At 69.1% G+C, this 17,390-nt stretch carries 15 protein-coding genes; 9 read left to right on the top strand and 6 right to left on the bottom strand.

Features of this window, described 5'->3' with window-relative positions; genetic code table 11:
• Positions 1–37: 37 nt before the first annotated feature.
• The gene (locus tag LT972_RS03600) at positions 38–535 is read right to left on the bottom strand and encodes an SdpI family protein (protein WP_232571833.1); all 498 of its coding nucleotides are present in this window, start codon (positions 533–535) and stop codon (positions 38–40) included.
• Positions 536–770: 235 nt separating this feature from the next.
• On the opposite strand from LT972_RS03600, the gene LT972_RS03605 reads away from it, so the two are divergent.
• From LT972_RS03605 to LT972_RS03635, 7 genes are all read left to right on the top strand, one after another.
• Positions 771–1,475 carry an SDR family oxidoreductase gene (locus LT972_RS03605; protein WP_232571834.1) on the top strand — a complete coding sequence of 235 codons (705 nt, stop codon included), beginning with the start codon at positions 771–773 and terminating at the stop codon, positions 1,473–1,475.
• 76 nt (positions 1,476–1,551) lie between these two features.
• Complete coding sequence (locus LT972_RS03610; RefSeq protein ID WP_232571835.1) at positions 1,552–2,898, top strand: sodium-dependent transporter; 1,347 nt, start codon at positions 1,552–1,554, stop codon at positions 2,896–2,898.
• Positions 2,899–3,037: 139 nt separating this feature from the next.
• Entirely contained in the window at positions 3,038–4,471 is a 1,434-nt protein-coding gene (locus LT972_RS03615) for a sodium-dependent transporter (RefSeq protein ID WP_232571836.1), read from the top strand.
• A gap of 72 nt (positions 4,472–4,543) precedes the next feature.
• Positions 4,544–6,088 carry an acyl-CoA carboxylase subunit beta gene (locus LT972_RS03620; RefSeq protein ID WP_390226322.1) on the top strand — a complete coding sequence of 515 codons (1,545 nt, stop codon included), beginning with the start codon at positions 4,544–4,546 and terminating at the stop codon, positions 6,086–6,088.
• A complete protein-coding gene (locus LT972_RS03625; RefSeq protein ID WP_232571838.1) occupies positions 6,088–6,345 on the top strand; it encodes an acc operon protein in 258 nt (85 codons plus the stop codon). The genes LT972_RS03620 and LT972_RS03625 overlap by 1 nt, the downstream gene beginning before the upstream one ends.
• A gap of 150 nt (positions 6,346–6,495) precedes the next feature.
• Positions 6,496–8,325 (top strand): acetyl-CoA carboxylase biotin carboxylase subunit, encoded by a 1,830-nt coding sequence (locus tag LT972_RS03630; protein ID WP_232571839.1) that lies wholly within the window; start codon positions 6,496–6,498, stop codon positions 8,323–8,325.
• A gap of 300 nt (positions 8,326–8,625) precedes the next feature.
• Complete coding sequence (locus LT972_RS03635) at positions 8,626–10,701, top strand: hypothetical protein (RefSeq protein ID WP_232571840.1); 2,076 nt, start codon at positions 8,626–8,628, stop codon at positions 10,699–10,701.
• Here LT972_RS03635 and LT972_RS14855 read toward each other — a convergent pair.
• Positions 10,698–10,832 carry a DUF7503 family protein gene (locus LT972_RS14855; RefSeq protein WP_269780544.1) on the bottom strand — a complete coding sequence of 45 codons (135 nt, stop codon included), beginning with the start codon at positions 10,830–10,832 and terminating at the stop codon, positions 10,698–10,700. The two genes, LT972_RS03635 and LT972_RS14855, sit on opposite strands and share 4 nt — an antisense overlap.
• Before the next feature lie 180 nt (positions 10,833–11,012).
• Between LT972_RS14855 and LT972_RS03640 the strand changes: the two genes are divergently transcribed.
• Positions 11,013–11,960: a biotin--[acetyl-CoA-carboxylase] ligase gene (locus LT972_RS03640; RefSeq protein ID WP_232571841.1), complete on the top strand. Its 948-nt coding sequence runs from the start codon at positions 11,013–11,015 to the stop codon at positions 11,958–11,960.
• Here the strand turns inward: LT972_RS03640 and LT972_RS03645 are convergent.
• The 4 genes from LT972_RS03645 to LT972_RS03660 form a co-directional block, all read right to left on the bottom strand.
• Positions 11,957–13,705: an acyl-CoA dehydrogenase family protein gene (locus tag LT972_RS03645; RefSeq protein WP_232571842.1), complete on the bottom strand. Its 1,749-nt coding sequence runs from the start codon at positions 13,703–13,705 to the stop codon at positions 11,957–11,959. The two genes, LT972_RS03640 and LT972_RS03645, sit on opposite strands and share 4 nt — an antisense overlap.
• A gap of 48 nt (positions 13,706–13,753) precedes the next feature.
• On the bottom strand, positions 13,754–14,194 hold the full coding sequence (locus LT972_RS03650; RefSeq protein WP_232571843.1) for a universal stress protein: 441 nt from the start codon (positions 14,192–14,194) through the stop codon (positions 13,754–13,756).
• Between the two features lie 38 nt (positions 14,195–14,232).
• Positions 14,233–15,249 carry an amidohydrolase family protein gene (locus LT972_RS03655; protein WP_232571844.1) on the bottom strand — a complete coding sequence of 339 codons (1,017 nt, stop codon included), beginning with the start codon at positions 15,247–15,249 and terminating at the stop codon, positions 14,233–14,235.
• Between the two features lie 64 nt (positions 15,250–15,313).
• On the bottom strand, positions 15,314–16,537 hold the full coding sequence (locus LT972_RS03660; protein ID WP_232571845.1) for an HD domain-containing protein: 1,224 nt from the start codon (positions 16,535–16,537) through the stop codon (positions 15,314–15,316).
• Positions 16,538–16,619: 82 nt separating this feature from the next.
• On the opposite strand from LT972_RS03660, the gene LT972_RS03665 reads away from it, so the two are divergent.
• The gene (locus LT972_RS03665; RefSeq protein WP_232571846.1) at positions 16,620–17,366 is read left to right on the top strand and encodes a DUF7537 family lipoprotein; all 747 of its coding nucleotides are present in this window, start codon (positions 16,620–16,622) and stop codon (positions 17,364–17,366) included.
• Positions 17,367–17,390: the final 24 nt, after the last annotated feature.

Here is a 17,390-nt window from a genome sequence, read left to right on the forward strand (position 1 = left end):
CGCGCCCCGCTTAAAGTCCACCATTCTCCGCTCGCGCTCACGCCGCGCGGTAGCGGTAGTAGGAGTAGCCGACGGAGACGACAGCGGCGAGAACTGCCGGTGCGAGGACGAGTGCGAGCGCGTAGTCGGGGGCGAGCGCGCCGGCCGCCGCGACGACGCCGCCGACTTCGAAGACGCGCGCGACGACGCGGTTGGTGTCTCGCCAGACGCCCTCGTCTTCGAGGGTCCACGGCGTGCGCACGCCGACGAACCAGTTCTGGTCGGTGCGTTCGGTGACGACACCGGCGACGACGTAGATGGCGCCGATGGCGGGCGCCATCGCCTGCAGCACGCTGATTTCGACGCCCGCGTTGACGGCGACGACCACGGCGTTCACGTACGCGAGGAAGCCGACGGTCGCGAGCGCGAGCGCGTCGTACGCGAACCGGAAGTCGGCGGAGTTGTCACGAGGGTCGATTCGCGGCAGGACGGCGAAGAGGCCGAGCACGAGAGCGGCGATTGCGGGCAACAGCGCGAGGCCGAGTTCGCGGGACATCGTGCCGTCCGCTTGGCCGGCGGCGTTCTAGTGGGTCGCCATCCGCGCGGGCATCTCCGGGTACGCGAGGGCGCTCACCGCGGCCGAGGCGGCGACGAGCGCGCCGCCGCCCAGCAGGAGGCGTCGGTTCGGGTTCACGTTCGAGACTCTGTCGTCCCCCGACATAAACCCCGGCAGGGACTCGGTTCTGTTGGGTGCCGGATACGTTTACGGGGCTGGCGGCCCACGTGCCGGTATGCACGCCGACTTCGACTTCGACGGCGACGTGGTGCTCGTGACCGGTGCGTCGGGCGCGCTCGGGAGCGCGGTCTGCCGGGCGTTCGGCGACGCGGGCGCCACCGTCTGCGGGACCGACGTGGTGGAACCGAGCGAAGACACCGAACTCGACCGCGGCGAGGTCTCCTTCTACCGCGGCGACCTGACCGACGAGACGCAGGCCGAACACGTCGTCTCCGGCGTCGTCGACGCCCACGGCGGCCTCGACGCGCTCTGCAATATCGCGGGAATGTGGAAGGGCGGGTCACCCATCGAGGAGACCGACGTGGAGACCTTCGAGCAGGTGTTCGACGTGAACCTCAAGACGATGTTCCTCGCGACCAAGCACGCGCTCCCACACCTGCGGGAGTCCGGCGGGAACGTCGTCTCCGTGTCGGCGCGCGCGAGCCTGGAGGGCGGCGAGGGCGACGGCCCGTACCGCGCCGCGAAGGCCGGCGTCCGCCTGCTCACCGAGACTGTCGCCGAGGAGAACAAGGGCGAGGTGCGCGCGAACGCCGTGCTGCCGTCGGTCATCGACACGCCCCAGAACCGCGAGATGCTGCCGGACGCCGAACACGATTCGTGGGTCGACCCCGCGGATATCGCGCGCGTCGCGATGGCGCTCTGTTCGGACGCGACGGTGCCGACGAGCGGCGGCGCCATCCCGGTCTACGGCGAAGCGTGACACCACGTCACGTGTTAACTTACGACTGCGCAGTCGTGCGGTTTTTATCCACCACGGGGGTACGCCGTGGTACACCATGGCAGAACGTGAAACGTGGGCGACTCGTCTCGGGTTCATCCTCGCGGCGGTCGGCAGCGCAGTCGGTCTCGGGAACATCTGGCAGTTCCCGTTCAAGACCGCGACTACCGGCGGTTCGGCGTTCGTGTTCGTCTACCTCGTCGCCGCGCTCGTCATCGGCCTCCCCGCCATCCTCGGGGAGTTCGTCGTCGGGCGGCGCGCGAACATCAACGCCGTCGAAGCGTTCGACAAACTGAAACACCCGGCGTGGACCGTCGTCGGCGCGCTCGGCCTGCTGACTGGGCTGTGGATTCTCTCCTACTACAGCGTCGTCGGCGGCTGGGTCATCCGGTACATGGCCGGCAGCGTCACCGGCGCGTACTTCGCCACGCCGGCCGAGTACTTCGGCCGCGTCTCCATGGGGTGGGAGGCGATCGCCTTCCACGCCGGCTTCATGGCGCTCACCGCGAGCATCGTCGCGTTCGGCATCGAGGACGGCATCGAGAAGGCGACGAAACTGATGGTGCCGTCCATCCTCGTCATCCTCGTCGGCCTCGCCGCCTACGCGTTCACGCTCGACGGTGCGGCCGCCGCCTACGACTACTACCTCTCGCCGGACTTCGGCTACATCGCGAACAACCTCGCTGACATCGTGCCGTTCGCCGTCGGCCAAGCGTTCTTCTCGCTGTCGCTCGGGATGGGCGCGATGATAACGTACGCGTCCTACCTCGGGGACGACGACAGCCTCCCCGCGGACGGCAGTCTCATCGTCGTCCTGAACACGTTCGTCGGCCTGCTCGCCGGCCTCGTCGTGATTCCGCTGCTGTTCGCGCAGTTCGGCGAAGTTCCGAGCGGCGCGGCGGGCGGCGGTCCCGGCGCGCTGTTCGTCTCCGTCGCCGACGCCTTCGCGCAACTCGGCGGCCTCCCAGGGAAGGCACTCGGCTTCGTGTTCTTCGGCGTCGTGCTCGTCGCCGCGCTCTCCTCGGCGATTAGCCTGCTGGAAGTCGTCACGTCCTACCTCGTGGACAACTACGGCGCCAGCCGTCCCGTCGTCGCGTTCGGGTTCGCCGGCGGCCTGTTCGTGGTCGGCACGCTCTCCGCGTGGAACACTGCGTGGCTCGGTTGGTTCGACACGCTCGCGTACGGCGTCCTCCTCCCGCTCTCGGTGCTCCTCGGCGTCATCTTCGTCGGGTGGGTGTACGGCCCCGAGGCCGTCGACGAAATCAAGAAGGGCACCGGCGGCGGCGAGACGTTCGCCACCGCGTGGCTCTGGTCGATGCGCACCTACGTCCTCGTCGGCGTGTTCGTGACCCTCTACCTCGGCGTCACGGGCATCTACGAGGCGCCGCCGATTCCGGTCCTCTAAGAATCGTCACCGAAAACCGGTTTCGTCCCTGGAATCAAAATTCTATAACGGTCTTTCAGGCGTTTAGCGGCGACATTTGTAGCAGTTGAGGGTTCGTCGGACGAAACCCTCAAATGGGCGCCCTTGCTACGCAGTGGCAATGACACGCGAATCGTGGCAGACCAGAATCGGCTTCATCCTCGCGGCGGTCGGGTCCGCCGTGGGACTCGGGAACCTCTGGCGGTTCCCGTGGATGACGAGCGAAAACGGCGGCGCCGCCTTCCTCCTCGTCTATCTCGGCATCGTGCTCGCCGTCGGCGTCCCGGGCTTGCTGGCGGAGTTCGTTATCGGGCGACGCTCCCGACGCAACCCGGTCGGCGCGCTCTCGGACCTCTCGGACTCCAAGGGGTGGACGGCGTTCGGTCACGTCTTCGTCGTCACCGCGGTCGTCTTGCTCTCCTTCTACAGCGTCGTCGGCGGGTGGATTCTCCGGTACGTCGCCGCCAGCGCGACGGGCGCGTACTTCGCCGACCCCGGCGCGTACTTCGCCGGCATCGACTACGGAATCGAAGCGGTCGCGTTCCACCTCGCCTTCCTCGGCGCCACCGCCGCCATCGTCCTGCGGGGCGTCCGACGCGGCATCGAGTCCGCGACCAAACTCATGATGCCCGCCATCCTCGTCCTCCTCGTCGGCCTCGCGGCGTGGGGCCTCAGTCTCGACGGCGCGGGCGCGGGCGTCGACTTCTTCCTCACGCCCGACTTCGGCTACCTGCGCGCGAACTTCCTCGACATCCTCCCCGCGGCCGCCGGGCAAGCCCTGTTCACGCTCTCGCTGGGCGCCGGCACGATGGTGACGTACGCCTCCTACCTCGGCGAGGACCGCTCGCTCGTCGCCGACGGCACCGCCATCGCGACGCTCAACACCGTCGTCGGCGTGCTCGCCGGCGTCGTCGTCTTCCCGATTCTGTTCGCGCTCGGCGCGGGCGCCGGGGCCGGCGGTCCGGGCGCGCTGTTCGTCTCGCTCGCCGGCGCGTTCGCCGCGCTCCCGTACGGACAGGTCGTCGGCGTCGCGTTCTTCGGCGTCGTCGCGCTCGCCGCGCTCTCCTCCTCGATTTCGATGCTGGAGATTCCCGTCTCCTTCCTCGTCGACGAGTACGGTGTCAGCCGACCGACTGCGACCGCGTCGTTCGTCGGCGTGTTTGCCGTCACCGGCTCCGTCTGCGCGCTCTACCCGAACGTGTTCTCGTTCGTCGCCGGCACGCTCGTCGACCTCCTGCTGACCGGCGGGCTCGTCGGCTTCCTGCTGTTCGCCGGGTGGGTGATGGGCCGCGGCGCCCTCGACGAGTACCGGCGCGGCGCGGGCGGTCTCGCCCGCAGCCTCGCCACCCCGTGGCTGTACGCCGTCGGCGTCGTCATCCCCGTGTTCCTCGTGTTCACGTTCGTCTCCGGCGTCGCTGCCGCGCTCGGCGTCACCGTCGAACCGCTCTCGGTCCTCGGCGTCACGCTCGACCAGACGCGCGTGTTCGCCGTCGTCAGCGTCGCTCTCGCCGTCGTCGCGTTCCTCGGTCTCCGCCGTCCGGACTCCGTGCTGTAGCGGACGCCGGAGCGTAGCAGTCTCGGAATCCTTTTGCCGCCGCTGTGGGAAGACAGCACCAATCAGATGACGATGGAAGAGCGCATCGAGGAACTGCGCGAGAAGACCGAGCGCGCACTCCTCGGCGGCGGCGAGGACCGCATCGAGTCCCAACACGACAAGGGCAAGATGACGGCCCGGGAGCGCATCGACTACTTCCTCGACGACGGCACGTTCAACGAGTTCGACCAACTCCGCACCCACCGGAGCCACAACTTCGGGATGGAGGAAACGCAACTCCCCGGCGACGGCGTCGTCACCGGCTACGGCGAGGTCAACGGCCGCACCACGTTCGTGTTCGCACACGACTTCACCGTCTTCGGCGGGAGCCTCGGCGAGGTGTTCGCGGAGAAAGTCACGAAGGTCATGGACAAGGCGATGGAGGTCGGCGCGCCCGTCATCGGCCTGAACGACTCCGCGGGCGCCCGGATTCAGGAGGGCGTCGACTCGCTGGGCGGGTACGCGGAAATCTTCACGCGAAACGAGAAGGCGTCCGGCGTCGTCCCCCAGATTTCGGCCATCATGGGGCCGTGTGCGGGCGGCGCGGTGTACTCGCCCGCCATCACGGACTTCGTGTTCATGGTGAAAGACACCAGCCACATGTTCATCACCGGGCCGGACGTCATCAAGACGGTCACCGGCGAGGAGGTCGGCTTCGAGGAACTCGGCGGCGCGACCACTCATTCCTCCGAGTCGGGCGTCGCGCACTTCGCGTGCGAGAGCGAGGAGGACGCCCTCGACAACATCCGGCGCCTGCTCTCTTATCTCCCGCAGAACAACGTCGAGGACCCGCCCCGCGTCGAACCGTGGGACGACCCGGAGCGCCGCGACGAGGAACTCACCTCCATCGTCCCAGACCAGCCCCGGAAGCCCTACGACATGACCGACGTCATCGGGAGCGTCGCGGACGAGGGCTCGTTCTTCGAGGTCCAAGCGGACTACGCGAAGAACATCGTCGTCGGGTTCGCGCGCCTCGACGGGCGCTCCGTCGGCGTCGTCGCGAACCAGCCCCGCGTGAACGCGGGCACCCTCGACATCGAGGCCTCGGAGAAGGCGAGTCGGTTCGTGCGCTTCTGTGACTCGTTCAACGTCCCGATTCTGACGTTCGTGGACGTGCCGGGGTTCCTGCCGGGCACCGACCAGGAGCACAACGGCATCATCCGCCACGGCGCGAAACTCCTGTACGCGTTCAGCGAGGCGAGCGTGCCCCTGATGACGGTCATCACGCGGAAAGCGTACGGCGGCGCGTACGACGTGATGGCCTCCAAGCACATCGGCGCGGACGTGAACTACGCGTGGCCGACCGCGGAAATCGCGGTGATGGGGCCGAAGGGCGCGGTGAACGTCCTCTACCGCGACGAACTCGAGGACGCCGACGACCCCGACGAACTCCGCGAGGAACTCATCGACGAGTACCGCGAGGAGTTCGCGAACCCGTACACGGCGGCCGACCGCGGCTACGTCGACGCGGTCATCGAACCGACCGAGACCCGTCCGCGCCTCATCGAGGACCTGGAGATGCTGGCGAGCAAGCGCGAGGACACGCCCGACAAGAAACACGGCAACATCCCGCTGTGATGGCCGTGACCGACCCAGACCTCCGGATTCCGGACGACGCCACCGACGAGGAGGCGGCCGCCATCGCCGCGGCGGTGAGCGCGCACCTCGCGCGCCTCGAAGCCGAGGCCAGCGACGACGCGGAGACCGACTCCTGGGACGGGGAGAAGTGGTCGTTCGCGGGGCGCGTCGAGGCGCTCGGCGGCGCACCGACGCGCGTGCCGGACGGCGCGCCGACGGACGCGTGGAGCGCGGCGGGTCGCCGCGAGCGGTTCTGAGGCGACGCGACCGGTTCGACGTCTCCGACCGCGGTTCGCCGTCCGCGAACTGTTTCTGTGGCGCAAGTTCGTCAACGTCGACGGCCCGCCCGGGTAGACGACTCCGAACCGAAGGTATGAGTAGGGCGACCCAAGAATGAGTCCTCAAGAATGTTCGAGAAGGTGCTCGTCGCGAACCGCGGCGAAATCGCCGTTCGCGTGATGCGAGCGTGCGAGGAACTCGGCATCGACACCGTCGCCGTCTACAGTGACGCGGACAAACACTCCGGACACGTCCGGTACGCGGACGAAGCGTACAACGTCGGGCCGGCGCGCGCGGCCGACTCCTACCTCGACCACGAGGCCATCATCGACGCCGCCCAGCAGGCCGACGCGGACGCCATCCACCCCGGATACGGCTTCCTCGCCGAGAACGCGGAGTTCGCGGGGAAAGTCGAAGACGCCGAGGGCGTGAAGTGGGTCGGCCCGTCGGCGGACTCGATGGAGCAACTCGGCGAGAAGACGAAGGCCCGGAAGACGATGCGGGAGGCCGACGTCCCCATCGTCCCCGGCACCACGGACCCCTGCGAGTCCGTCGAGGAGGTCCACGAGTTCGGCGAAGAGCACGGCTACCCCATCGCCATCAAGGCCGAGGGCGGCGGCGGCGGTCGCGGGATGAAAATCGTCCGCGACCCCGAGGAGGCCGAGGAGCAACTCGAGTCCGCCCAGCGCGAGGGCGAGGCGTACTTCGACAACGCGAACGTCTACCTCGAGCGCTACCTCGAGAACCCCCGCCACATCGAGGTCCAGATTGTCGCCGACCACCACGGCAACGTCCGGCACCTCGGCGAGCGCGACTGCTCGCTCCAGCGCCGCCACCAGAAGGTCATCGAGGAGGGGCCGAGCCCGGCGCTCACCGACGAACTCCGCGAGGAAATCGGTGAGGCCGCGCGCCGCGGCGCCGACGAGGCCGGCTACTACAACGCCGGCACCTTCGAGTTCCTCGTCGAGGAAGACCCCGAGCGCGAGGACGGCGAACTCCTCGGGCCGGAGGCGAACTTCTACTTCCTCGAGGTGAACACCCGGATTCAGGTCGAGCACACCGTCACCGAGGAACTCACGGGCATCGACATCGTGAAGTGGCAACTCCGAGTGGCGGCCGACGACGAACTCGGATTCTCGCAGGACGACGTGGACCTCGAAGGCCACGCGATGGAGTTCCGCATCAACGCCGAGAACGCCGCGGACGACTTCGCGCCGGCCACGGGCGGCAAACTGGAGACGTACGACCCGCCGGGCGGCATCGGCGTGCGGATGGACGACGCGCTCCGGCAGGGCGACGACCTCGTCACCGACTACGACTCGATGGTGGCGAAACTCATCGTCCACGGGAGCGACCGCGAGGAGTGCATCGCGCGCTCCCAGCGCGCGCTCGCCGAGTACGACATCGAGGGCATCCCGACCATCGTCCCGTTCCACCGGCTGATGCTCGAGGACGACGCCTTCGTCGCGGGCACGCACACGACGAAGTACCTCGACGAGCACCTCGACACCGACCGCATCGAGGAGGCCCAGGAGAAGTGGGGCACCGCGTCCGATTCCTCCGGGGGCGACGAGGACGTCGTGGAACGGGACTTCACGGTCGAAGTCAACGGGAAGCGCTTCGAGGTCAACCTCGAAGAGCGCGGCGCCGCCCAACTCGCGACGAGTGGCGGCGAGAGCGGCGGCCAGCGCCCCGAGCCCGCGGGCGGCGACGACGGCGGGAGCGAGACGACCGTCGAGGGCGACGGCGAGGTCGTCGAATCCGAGATGCAGGGCACCATCCTCGACGTGCAGGTCGAAGAGGGCGACGAGGTCGCGGCGGGCGACGTGCTCGTCGTGCTGGAGGCGATGAAGATGGAAAACGACGTGGTGGCGTCCCGCGGCGGCACGGTGACCCAGGTGGCTGTCAGCGAGGACGACAGCGTCGACATGGGTGACGTGCTGGTCGTCATCGACTGACGTCTCCGAATTTTTATTGTAACGCGGTTTCGTGTGTGACACGATGACGGGGGTGTCGTGTCGACGCGCCGGCCCGCGCCGGTCGGACCGACGGCAGAACGCCGGACGGCACACCGAGAGGATTAACCACGTCGGCGACCTCGCCACGGTAACCGGAACCGCCCCGCTCGCCATGCACGCCACCACCCGCCGCCCGCGACCGCTCACCGCCACGCCGCCCCAGCGACCGGAATCCGGTCCGGCGGTCGTGGGCCGCGGGCGAACAGCGCCCACCGACCGGCGCCGGGAGGCGGTGTCGCGATGAACGTCGAGTTCGCGCCGCTCGCCGACCCGCCGGGAATCCGCATCCGCGACCCCATCGAGAACGCGCAGTTCGAACTGTACACGGACGCCGTCGTCGACCCGAAGCCGGCCGACCCCGACCAGTTCGTGTTCCCCGTCGACGCCGCCGTCACCGTCGACGTCGCGGAACTGGAGGTGCCCCAGTTGGCCGACGTCATTCTCCGCACCGACGACGGCAGCCTCGTCGGCGAGTCGACGAACCAACAGCGCGTCGAGTACCCGCCGAAGTGGTACTCGCTGAACATCGACATCGGCGCGATGAAACTCCAGGCCGTCGTCGACGGCGCGGTCTCCATCCGGCGCTCCGAGACGTCGACGCACGTCGAGTTCCCGTCCGCGACGGCGGTGTCTCTGGGGGCGCGGTCGCTCCACGAGTCGCCAGCGGGCACCATCACCGTCGGCGACGGCATCGAGGACGCGATGCGCGCGGTCTCCTACGCCGGGTCCGCGCTCAAGACCACGTCCTGCGAGCGGTCGTTCCCGACGCTCCGCGGCCACCCGCCGCTCGTCGAACGCGGCGACGCCTTCCGCGTCCCCGACGGCATCACGAAACCCGAGACCGACGTGACCATCGAGATTCCACGCGACTACGGCGACCTCTATCGCGTGAGTTCGCTGGCGTACTACCTCGGCGCGGACGTCGTGCCGGGGGACGGTCGCACGCTCGTCGCTGGCGACTTCCGGTACGACCTCGACACCGACCGCGGGTTCGAATCGGAGGTGAACACGCTCCTGAAACACGTCTTCTTCCTCGACTGCGTGACCCGCACCGAGGGTCTCTACCCGGTGACGCTCGCGGAGCGCGACGCCGTCGCCGACGACTTGACGTTCGACCCGGCGGCGCTGTACGACGCGTCGCTTGCCGACCAGTTGCGGGCGTACCTCGACGTCCCCTACGAGGTCACGGAACCGCACTGGCCGCGCTGGAAACTCACCGCGGACTTCGCGCCGGAACCCGAGCACGTCGAGTCGGTGCCGTTCGTCGCGAACGAACTCGGCGCGGTGCGGATTCCGAGCCCGGACGAGGAGCCGACAGTCCACGCCGAACCCGACGAACTCGCGGCGTTCTACCGGTCGGCGGAGTCACTCGCGCGGAGCGCGACGGACGCCGACGCGGTCGGCGACGAGGTCGTGAAACCACGGGAGACGGCGGCAATCGAGCACGCGTGGATCGGGGCGGGGTTCCCGCTCGGCGCGAGCAAGACCGACATCGAGTCCTACCGGCGGCGACTCGACCGGCCGACGCGGGAGCGCGAACACATCGGCATCGACGTCGTCTGCAACGAACCCGAGATGAGCCAGGAGGACATCGTCGCGGAGTTCTACGGGACGCGGGACCTCTTCGAGTTCGACATCGACGTCCACTACGAACTCTCCGGCGAGGAACTCGCAGAGGTGCTGCAGTCGGACACCGACTTCCTGCATTACATCGGGCACGTGGACGACGACGGGTTCCAGTGCTCGGACGGGATGTTCGACGCGCGCACGCTCTCCGAGGTGAACGTGGACGCGTTCCTCCTGAACGCGTGTCGGTCCTACGAGCAGGGCGAGGCGCTCGTCGAGCGCGGGAGCCTCGGCGGCATCGTGACGCTCGCGAACGTCAGCAACGACCCGGCGGTGCGCATCGGGCGCGCGCTCTCCCGCCTGCTGAACAGCGGGTTCACGCTGCAGGCGGGGTTGTCGGTGGCGCGGAACGTGACGCTGTTCGGGAACCAGTACATCACCATCGGCGACGGCACGCTCCAGTTGGTCCAGCACGCGACGGGGACGCCGATATCGACCGAGTTGGAGCGCGTCGACGGTGAGTACGAGCTCTCGATTCACGGCTATCCGACGTCCCGGTCGTCCATCGGGTCGCTGTTGACGCCGAACGTCGCCGAGAACACGGTTCGCTACCTGAACTCCGGGCTGGCCGATACGTTCCGACTGTCGACGACCGAACTGCGAGAATTCTTCAACCGCGGCGTGGTGCCGGTGATGATGGACGGCGAACTCGTCTGGAGTGACGAACTTCTGGAAGGCCTGCTCGACTAGGGGCCGGAAATCGTCGACGTGTTGCTCGCGGCCGCTGCGCCCGTCGTCGACAGGAAGACGAGCATCGTGAACAGCGCGCCGATCATTCGCGGGTGGTCCGACAGGAACTGCGTGAACTTGCTATCTGACATCGACACTCACACGTAACTCGGCATACATATTGAATCTATTCGAAGATAACCGATAAAAAATATCCGTAACAATTGTGTATTGAATAACAGGTTCTAGTAACTTGAGCCGGAATCTCGGTGAAGGCAACGGGGCGACCGGGATGACGACCCTTTTGCCGGTGCGCGCGGAACGACCGACCGATGAACGAGACGCGACGCGCCGTCCTCGCCGCGCTCGCGGACGGCCCGGTCACCGGCCCGGACCTCGCCGACAGCCTCGGGGTCTCCCGAGCGGCCGTCTGGAAGCACGTCGAAGCGCTCCGCGACGACGGCTTCGACGTTCAGAGCGTCGACGACGGCTACACGCTCACCGGCGTCCCCGACTACGGCGGCGCCGCCGTGGCCTTCGAGTTGGACGCCGACTTCGACGTGGAGTACCACGACGCGCTCCCGAGTACGAACGACCGCGCCCGCGAACTCGCCGCCGATGGCGCCAGCGACGTGGCCGTCATCGCGGACCGACAGACGGGCGGGAGGGGGCGCCGCGGGCGCGAGTGGTCGTCGCCGTCGGGCGGCGTCTGGATGAGTCTCGTGTTGCGCCCCGACGTGCCGCCGGCTCGCGTCCCGCTTCTCACGCTCGCCGCGGCGGTCGCCGTCACCGACGCCGCGCGCGAGGCCGGCGTGGACGCCGCCATCAAGTGGCCGAACGACGTAATCGTGCCCGACGCGGGCGACGACTCCGGGCGCGGCGGCGCGAAACTCTGTGGTGTGCTCACGGAGATGGAGGGCGAAGCCAGCAGGGTGTCGTGGGTGGTCGTGGGAATCGGCGCGAACGTCGACGTCGACCCCGACGAACTGGCGGGAGACGCGACGAGCGTGCGCGCGGAGGTCGGCGACGTGCCGCGGCGCGCGTTCGTCCAGCGCGTCCTCGAACGGTTCGACGAACTCAGAAGCGACCCCGCGGGCATCGTCGACGCGTGGCGGGAGCGCGCGGCGACGCTCGGAGAGCGCGTGCGCGTCGAGACGACAGACGGCGACATCGAGGGGGATGCCGTGGACGTGACCGAGTACGGCGCGCTCGTGGTCGACACCGAGGACGGCGAGCGCGTCGTCCACGCCGGCGACTGCCAGCACCTCAGAACGACTTAGTCGGCGGTCGGCGCGTCGCCGAGTTCCGCAGGGTCGAGGGCCGCGTACCGCGATATCGCGTCGAAGTGTTCGAGTGCCAGCGCGTTCTCGGGGTCGGGCCGGTCGCTCCCGAACGCGTCTGCGACGAACGCCTCGGCGACGACTGCTTCTCTCGCGTCGCCCGCTTCGAGCCGGTCGGCCGCGAGCGCGAGCAGACTGCTCGCCGCGAACACGTCGTAGGCGTAGTCCGCGAGCGCCTTCGCCTCGTGTTGGGCGCGCTCGCGGTCCGCGCCGGCGAGCGCGAACAGCGCGTCACGGAGGCCGTCGCGCTCCTCTCGAACCGTCTCGACCGTCTCCGCGAGTCGGTCGTCGTCGGCCGAGTCGAGGTGTTCGTCAATGCGCGCGAGCAGGGGTTCGGCGGCGTTCTCGCGGTCGAGCGCCCGCAGGAGGTCGAGCGCGAGCACGTTCGACGGCCCCTCCCAGATGGGGAGGACTTGCGCGTCCCGGAGCAACCGGTGGGTGACGTAGTCCGCGACGTAGCCGTCGCCGCCCCGAATCTCCATCGCGTAGGAGGTGGCGTCCACCGAGAGCCGTCCGGTCCGGTACTTCGCGATGGGGACGAGCGCGCGCATCAGCGCGTAGGCGTCCTCGTCGCCCGATTCGGCGGCGTCGAGGGCGTGGGCCGCGGCGAGCGTGACGGCGACCATCCCCTCGTAGCGCACCGTCCACTCCGCGAGGTCCCGTCGCATCAGTGGGTGTTCGTCGAGCGCGCGCCCGAACGCCTCGCGGTTCGCGGCGTGGATCTTCGCTTCGAGGAGCGCGCGCCCCGTGACGCCGACGGCGCCCGCGGCGTTCGCGACGCGCTCGAAGTTCAGCATCGTGGTCATCTGCCGGAAGCCGTTCTCCGGTTCCCCGACGAGGTAGCCGGTCGCGCCCGCCAGTTCGACCTCGCCCGTGGGCACCGAGCGCGTGCCGAGTTTGTCCTTCAGGCGGCGGTACGTCTGGTCGTTGAGGCTCCCGTCAGGTTTCGTGTGGGGCACGAGGAACAGCGAGAGGCCGTCCACGCCCTCGGGCGCGCCCGCTCGCCGGGCGAGCACGAGCGTCCCCTCGGCGTCGACGTTCGAGCAGAACCACTTCTCGCCCGAGACCCGGTAGGTGCCGTCTCCGGCCTCGACCGCCGTCGTCTCGTTTCGCCCCACGTCGCTCCCGCCCTGCTTCTCGGTGAGGAACATCGCGCCCTCGACGTGGTCGTCGTGCTCGCGCGCCGTGAGGCGGTCGAAGTAGTCCGCGAGCACGTCGGCGTGGACGCTGTCCTCGCCGTAGTTGTCGAGCACGAGCGCCGCGCCCGCGGTCATCGAGACGGGGCACGCGAATCCGATGTCGGTGTACGCGAGCACGGCCTGCGCGAGCAGCGAGTACGCGAGTCCCGGCGCGTCGTCTCGGTTCTCGGGTGCGTCGAAGGCGTCGGCGACGACGCCGAACTCGTAGGTCAGCCGGTCGTTCTCTCGTTGGGCGGGGTGGTACTCGACGCGGTTCTGCACGTCGCCCCGACGGTCGTAGGTGTGGCGTTCGGGCGCGTGCCGGTTCGCGAGGTCGGCGTTGTCCGCGATTTCCTCGCCGACGAGTTCGCCCCACTCGGTCAGCCGGTCGTCGACCCACGCCCAGTCGTCGCGGTGGCGTCGCGCGTGCCGGCGGAGCGTCGGGTCCCACGTCCAGTAGTTGCAGTGGCGACCCCGGTCGAGGTCGCCGTACGACAGTCTGCTCATGGTGAGCGTTGTCACGCGACGTGGCTTGAATGTTCGCCCGCCGACCGGTCAGGCGTCGACGCGCACCGTCAACACCGGCACCGACGACGACCGCACCACCTTCTCCGCGACGCTCCCCAACAGCAGGCGGTCGATGCCGCCCCGCCCGTGTGTCCCCATCACGACGAGGTCACAGCCCTCCTCCTCGGCGTACCGCACGATTTCGCGGCTCGGGTTGCCGTCCACGAGCGCGCGCTCGACGGCCACCCCGTGTTCGTCGGCCAGCGTCTCCACGTCGTCGAGCGCGCTCGCGCCCTCCTCGTTGAGCATCGACGCGACGCTCTCCCACGACGAGTCCATCGGGAGCCCCGCGAAGCTCGCGGAGTTCACGACGTACAGCGCGTGAATCGTGGCGTCGTGCTCGGCTGCCAGGTCGACGGCGTGCTCGACGGCCTCCCGCGTCGCGTCGGAGCCGTCGGTCGGCACGAGGATGTGCTCGTAGCGACCCATGTGTCGTGCTAGCGTTCGCAGGGCCGTGGGTTAAGTGTTCAGGGAGAAACGACGCGTTTCACGTCGCTCGCGCCGGCCCGCCGCACCGCCGCCCGCACCGGGTCGCGGACGCCCGCGAGGTTGTCCGAGTCGCCGTCCAACACGAGCAGTCGGGCCTCCCGGCCGGCCTCGATTGTGCCGTAGTTCGCGCCGACCACCTCGGCGCCCGCCCGCGTCGCCATCCGCAGCACCTCGGGCGCCTCGACGTCACAGCACTTCGAGACGAACTCCATCTCCCGGAACATCGACGGGCTGTTCGTCATCACGTTGTCCGTCCCGAGCGCCACCGACGTCCGGTCGAGGAGGTCGCGGACCGGCGGCAGGCCGACGTCGGTCACGAGGTTCGACCGCGGGCACACCGCCACCGGAATCTCCTTGTCTTCGACGCGGTCCAAGTGCAGTTCCTCGGCGTGGACCATGTGGACGAGCAGGTCCGGGTCGAGGTCCAGCGCGGGGTTGATGTCCGAGGCGTCCACCTCGCCCGCGTGGATGGCGAAGGGCTTGCCGGCCTCCCGCGCGGCGTTGCGCTCCTTCCCGAACTCGCCGTCGGCCGCGCCGCTCGCGCCGAAGCCGTCGGCCACGTCGACGACGTCCGGGTCGTCCCGGCCGAACGCGAACACGTCCACGTCGGCGGCCTCGGCGGCCTCTCGGAGCGCGTGGACACCCGCCACGCCGCCCTCTCGGAATTCGAGTGTCGCCGCGGTGCCCGTGGACTGCATGAACGACAGCGAGCGCGCCATCCCCTCGACCAATTCCTCGCGGTCGGCCTCCCGGAGCAGGCGGTGTTTCAGACCATCCGGCGGCGCCACCAGTTCTTCGAGCGTGAGACCGCGCCCGGCCTCCTTCGCTATCGAGTCCCCGATGTGGGTGTGCGCGTTCACGAACGCCGGCAACACGATGTCCTCGGACTCCACGTACTCCTCGTCCAACCGCACGATTTCGCCGTCCTCGACGACGAGCGTTCCCTGTACGGGCTCGTACTCGTCGCCCCAGAGGACGGTGCCGGAGAGTTCCATACCGAGGCCAGACACTCGGCCACCGTGAACCTTGCCCGACCGCTCCGTCGGCGGCCGCGCCGGCTCAGAAGTCGTCGAGTGAGGCGTACCGGCCGGGCGTGTTCACTTCCGTCACGAGCGCGCCCTCCGTCTCCAGGCCGAGCACGCGCTCGGTCGCCTTCCCGACGCTCTCGACGCCGTCGGCGGGCGCGTAGACGCCGAGGCGCCACTGCTCGCGCTGGGCGACCTGCAGGGCGTTCACGAGCGTCGACTGCTCGTCCAGCCGCCGGACCTCGCCGCCGACGAGCACGCCCGTCGTCGACTCCCGCATCGACGGCTCGCCGCGCACGTCGAGGACGACGTGCTCGGGTTCGACGCCGGCGTCTGCCGCGATGTCGCGCTCGAACTCGCGGACCGCGTCGTGGTCGGCGCCCACCACGTCGTCGTCGACGTCGCCCATCTCGGCCCACACGGCGCGCTTGAACAGGTCGCGTTCCGCGAGTCGCGTCCCCGTCTCGGCCGTCTCGTCGTGGGACCGGAGCGCCACAGACAGTTCGTGGTCGTCCATCCGCCGGAGTTGTTCGGCGGTCATCTCCGTGGTGTCCAGTAGGCGTTCGGTCGCCCGGCGGAGCATCGACTTCGAGATGCGCGCGACGTGGTGGCTGTAGACGGTGGGGTTCATCAGCGCGCGCGCCAGCAGGAGGCTCTCGGCGGTCTGGACGTTCCCCTCGTCGAGCACCAGTTCACCGTCGATGAACGTGAGCGCGCGAAGCAGGCGCTCGTGGTCGATGGTGCCGTAGGGAACGCCGGTGTGGTGGGCGTCCCGCACCAGGTAGTCCATCCGGTCGACGTCCAGTTCGCCCGCCACCAGTTGCGCGAGTTCGCCGTCGCCGGCGACGAGCGACGCGATGTTCGCGGGGTCGAGGTCGTGGTCGTCGAGGACGCGAGCGACGCGGCCCTCGGCGAGCAGTCCGTCCACGTCGTCGTGTCGCTTCCCGGTGTGGCGCTCCACGACGCCCTCGACGTTGTGGCTGAACGGCGAGTGTCCCACGTCGTGGAGGACGGCGGCGGCGCGCACGCGCTCGGCGCGCTTTCCGCCGATGTCGAGGTGGTCGAGCGCGCGGTCGGCGAGGTGGTAGACGCCCAGGGAGTGCTCGAAGCGCGTGTGGTTGGCCGACGGGTAGACGAGGCTCACGGTCCCCAACTGCGTGATGCGGCGGAGTCGCTGGACCGGTGGTGTGTCCAGTAAGTCCGCCGCGACGCCCTCGACCTCGATGTGGTCGTGGACGCTGTCCTTGATGGTGGTCATTGGGCCGCGGTTCGTCGTTCTCGCGTAAAAACCCGCGGACGCGTCCCGGGGTTATTTCGTCGCTCGCGCCCCACGAAGCGGTATGCGACGACAGTCCGCCACGCTCGCCGTGGCAGCCCTCCTCCTCGTCGCCGGCTGTACCGCCCTCGGCGGCAGCGGTGGCGGCGACGCGACCGACGCGAACTCGGACCCGCTGTACGAGACGCCCCTGGACACGGACGCGGTCGTGGACGCGCACGTCGACGCCGTGCGGGACGCCGGGACGTTCACGTTCGAGACGAACAACTCCTACGGCGAGTCCCCCTCGCAGGTGTTGGTGTTCCGCGGCGACCTCGACACCGGCGCGGTGTACGTCACCTCGCGGAGCGGCGACTCCCCGTTCCAGATGTACCGGTTCGGGAACGGCACGGCCTACGAGCGGCGCGTGGACGACGGCGAGGTGTTCTACGACGACGCCGCGAACGCAGTCGACGGCGCGTCGAACTGGGTCGGCGAGGGCGTCCGAGTGCCCCTCGACCTGTTCGACTTCGCGTACGTGGGCACGACCACTGCGGACGGCGAGACGGTCCACGTCTACGAGGCCGAGGGGCCGTCGTCGCTCGCCCCGTCGGACGGGTGGCTGTCCAGAGACGACGTGACCGTCGAGTCGGCGCGAGCGACCCTCGAAATCGGCGAGAGCGGCGTCGTGAAACGCGCGAGTTACGCGTTCACGGTGGACGATACCGGCGGCACGACCTCGGTGTCGGTGACGCGGACGTACTCGAATCTGGGCGAGACCGACCTCTCGCCGCCGGCCTGGATTCCGACCGCGCGGAACGCGACTGCGTGACGTCCGGAGGGGTTTTCCCGGCGC

This window comes from Halobacterium litoreum (assembly GCF_021233415.1).
Taxonomy (GTDB): domain Archaea; phylum Halobacteriota; class Halobacteria; order Halobacteriales; family Halobacteriaceae; genus Halobacterium; species Halobacterium litoreum.

Coding starts and splice junctions, on each gene's coding strand:
- LT972_RS03665 (WP_232571846.1), top strand. CDS start 16,620: ATGCGACGACAGTCCGCCACGCTCGCCGTGGCAGCCCTCCTCCTCGTC.
- LT972_RS03635 (WP_232571840.1), top strand. CDS start 8,626: ATGAACGTCGAGTTCGCGCCGCTCGCCGACCCGCCGGGAATCCGCATC.
- LT972_RS03620 (WP_390226322.1), top strand. CDS start 4,544: ATGGAAGAGCGCATCGAGGAACTGCGCGAGAAGACCGAGCGCGCACTC.
- LT972_RS03655 (WP_232571844.1), bottom strand. CDS start 15,249: ATGGAACTCTCCGGCACCGTCCTCTGGGGCGACGAGTACGAGCCCGTA.
- LT972_RS03640 (WP_232571841.1), top strand. CDS start 11,013: ATGAACGAGACGCGACGCGCCGTCCTCGCCGCGCTCGCGGACGGCCCG.
- LT972_RS03650 (WP_232571843.1), bottom strand. CDS start 14,194: ATGGGTCGCTACGAGCACATCCTCGTGCCGACCGACGGCTCCGACGCG.
- LT972_RS03600 (WP_232571833.1), bottom strand. CDS start 535: ATGTCCCGCGAACTCGGCCTCGCGCTGTTGCCCGCAATCGCCGCTCTC.
- LT972_RS03630 (WP_232571839.1), top strand. CDS start 6,496: ATGTTCGAGAAGGTGCTCGTCGCGAACCGCGGCGAAATCGCCGTTCGC.
- LT972_RS03625 (WP_232571838.1), top strand. CDS start 6,088: ATGGCCGTGACCGACCCAGACCTCCGGATTCCGGACGACGCCACCGAC.
- LT972_RS03605 (WP_232571834.1), top strand. CDS start 771: ATGCACGCCGACTTCGACTTCGACGGCGACGTGGTGCTCGTGACCGGT.
- LT972_RS03645 (WP_232571842.1), bottom strand. CDS start 13,705: ATGAGCAGACTGTCGTACGGCGACCTCGACCGGGGTCGCCACTGCAAC.
- LT972_RS03615 (WP_232571836.1), top strand. CDS start 3,038: ATGACACGCGAATCGTGGCAGACCAGAATCGGCTTCATCCTCGCGGCG.
- LT972_RS03610 (WP_232571835.1), top strand. CDS start 1,552: ATGGCAGAACGTGAAACGTGGGCGACTCGTCTCGGGTTCATCCTCGCG.
- LT972_RS03660 (WP_232571845.1), bottom strand. CDS start 16,537: ATGACCACCATCAAGGACAGCGTCCACGACCACATCGAGGTCGAGGGC.
- LT972_RS14855 (WP_269780544.1), bottom strand. CDS start 10,832: ATGTCAGATAGCAAGTTCACGCAGTTCCTGTCGGACCACCCGCGAATG.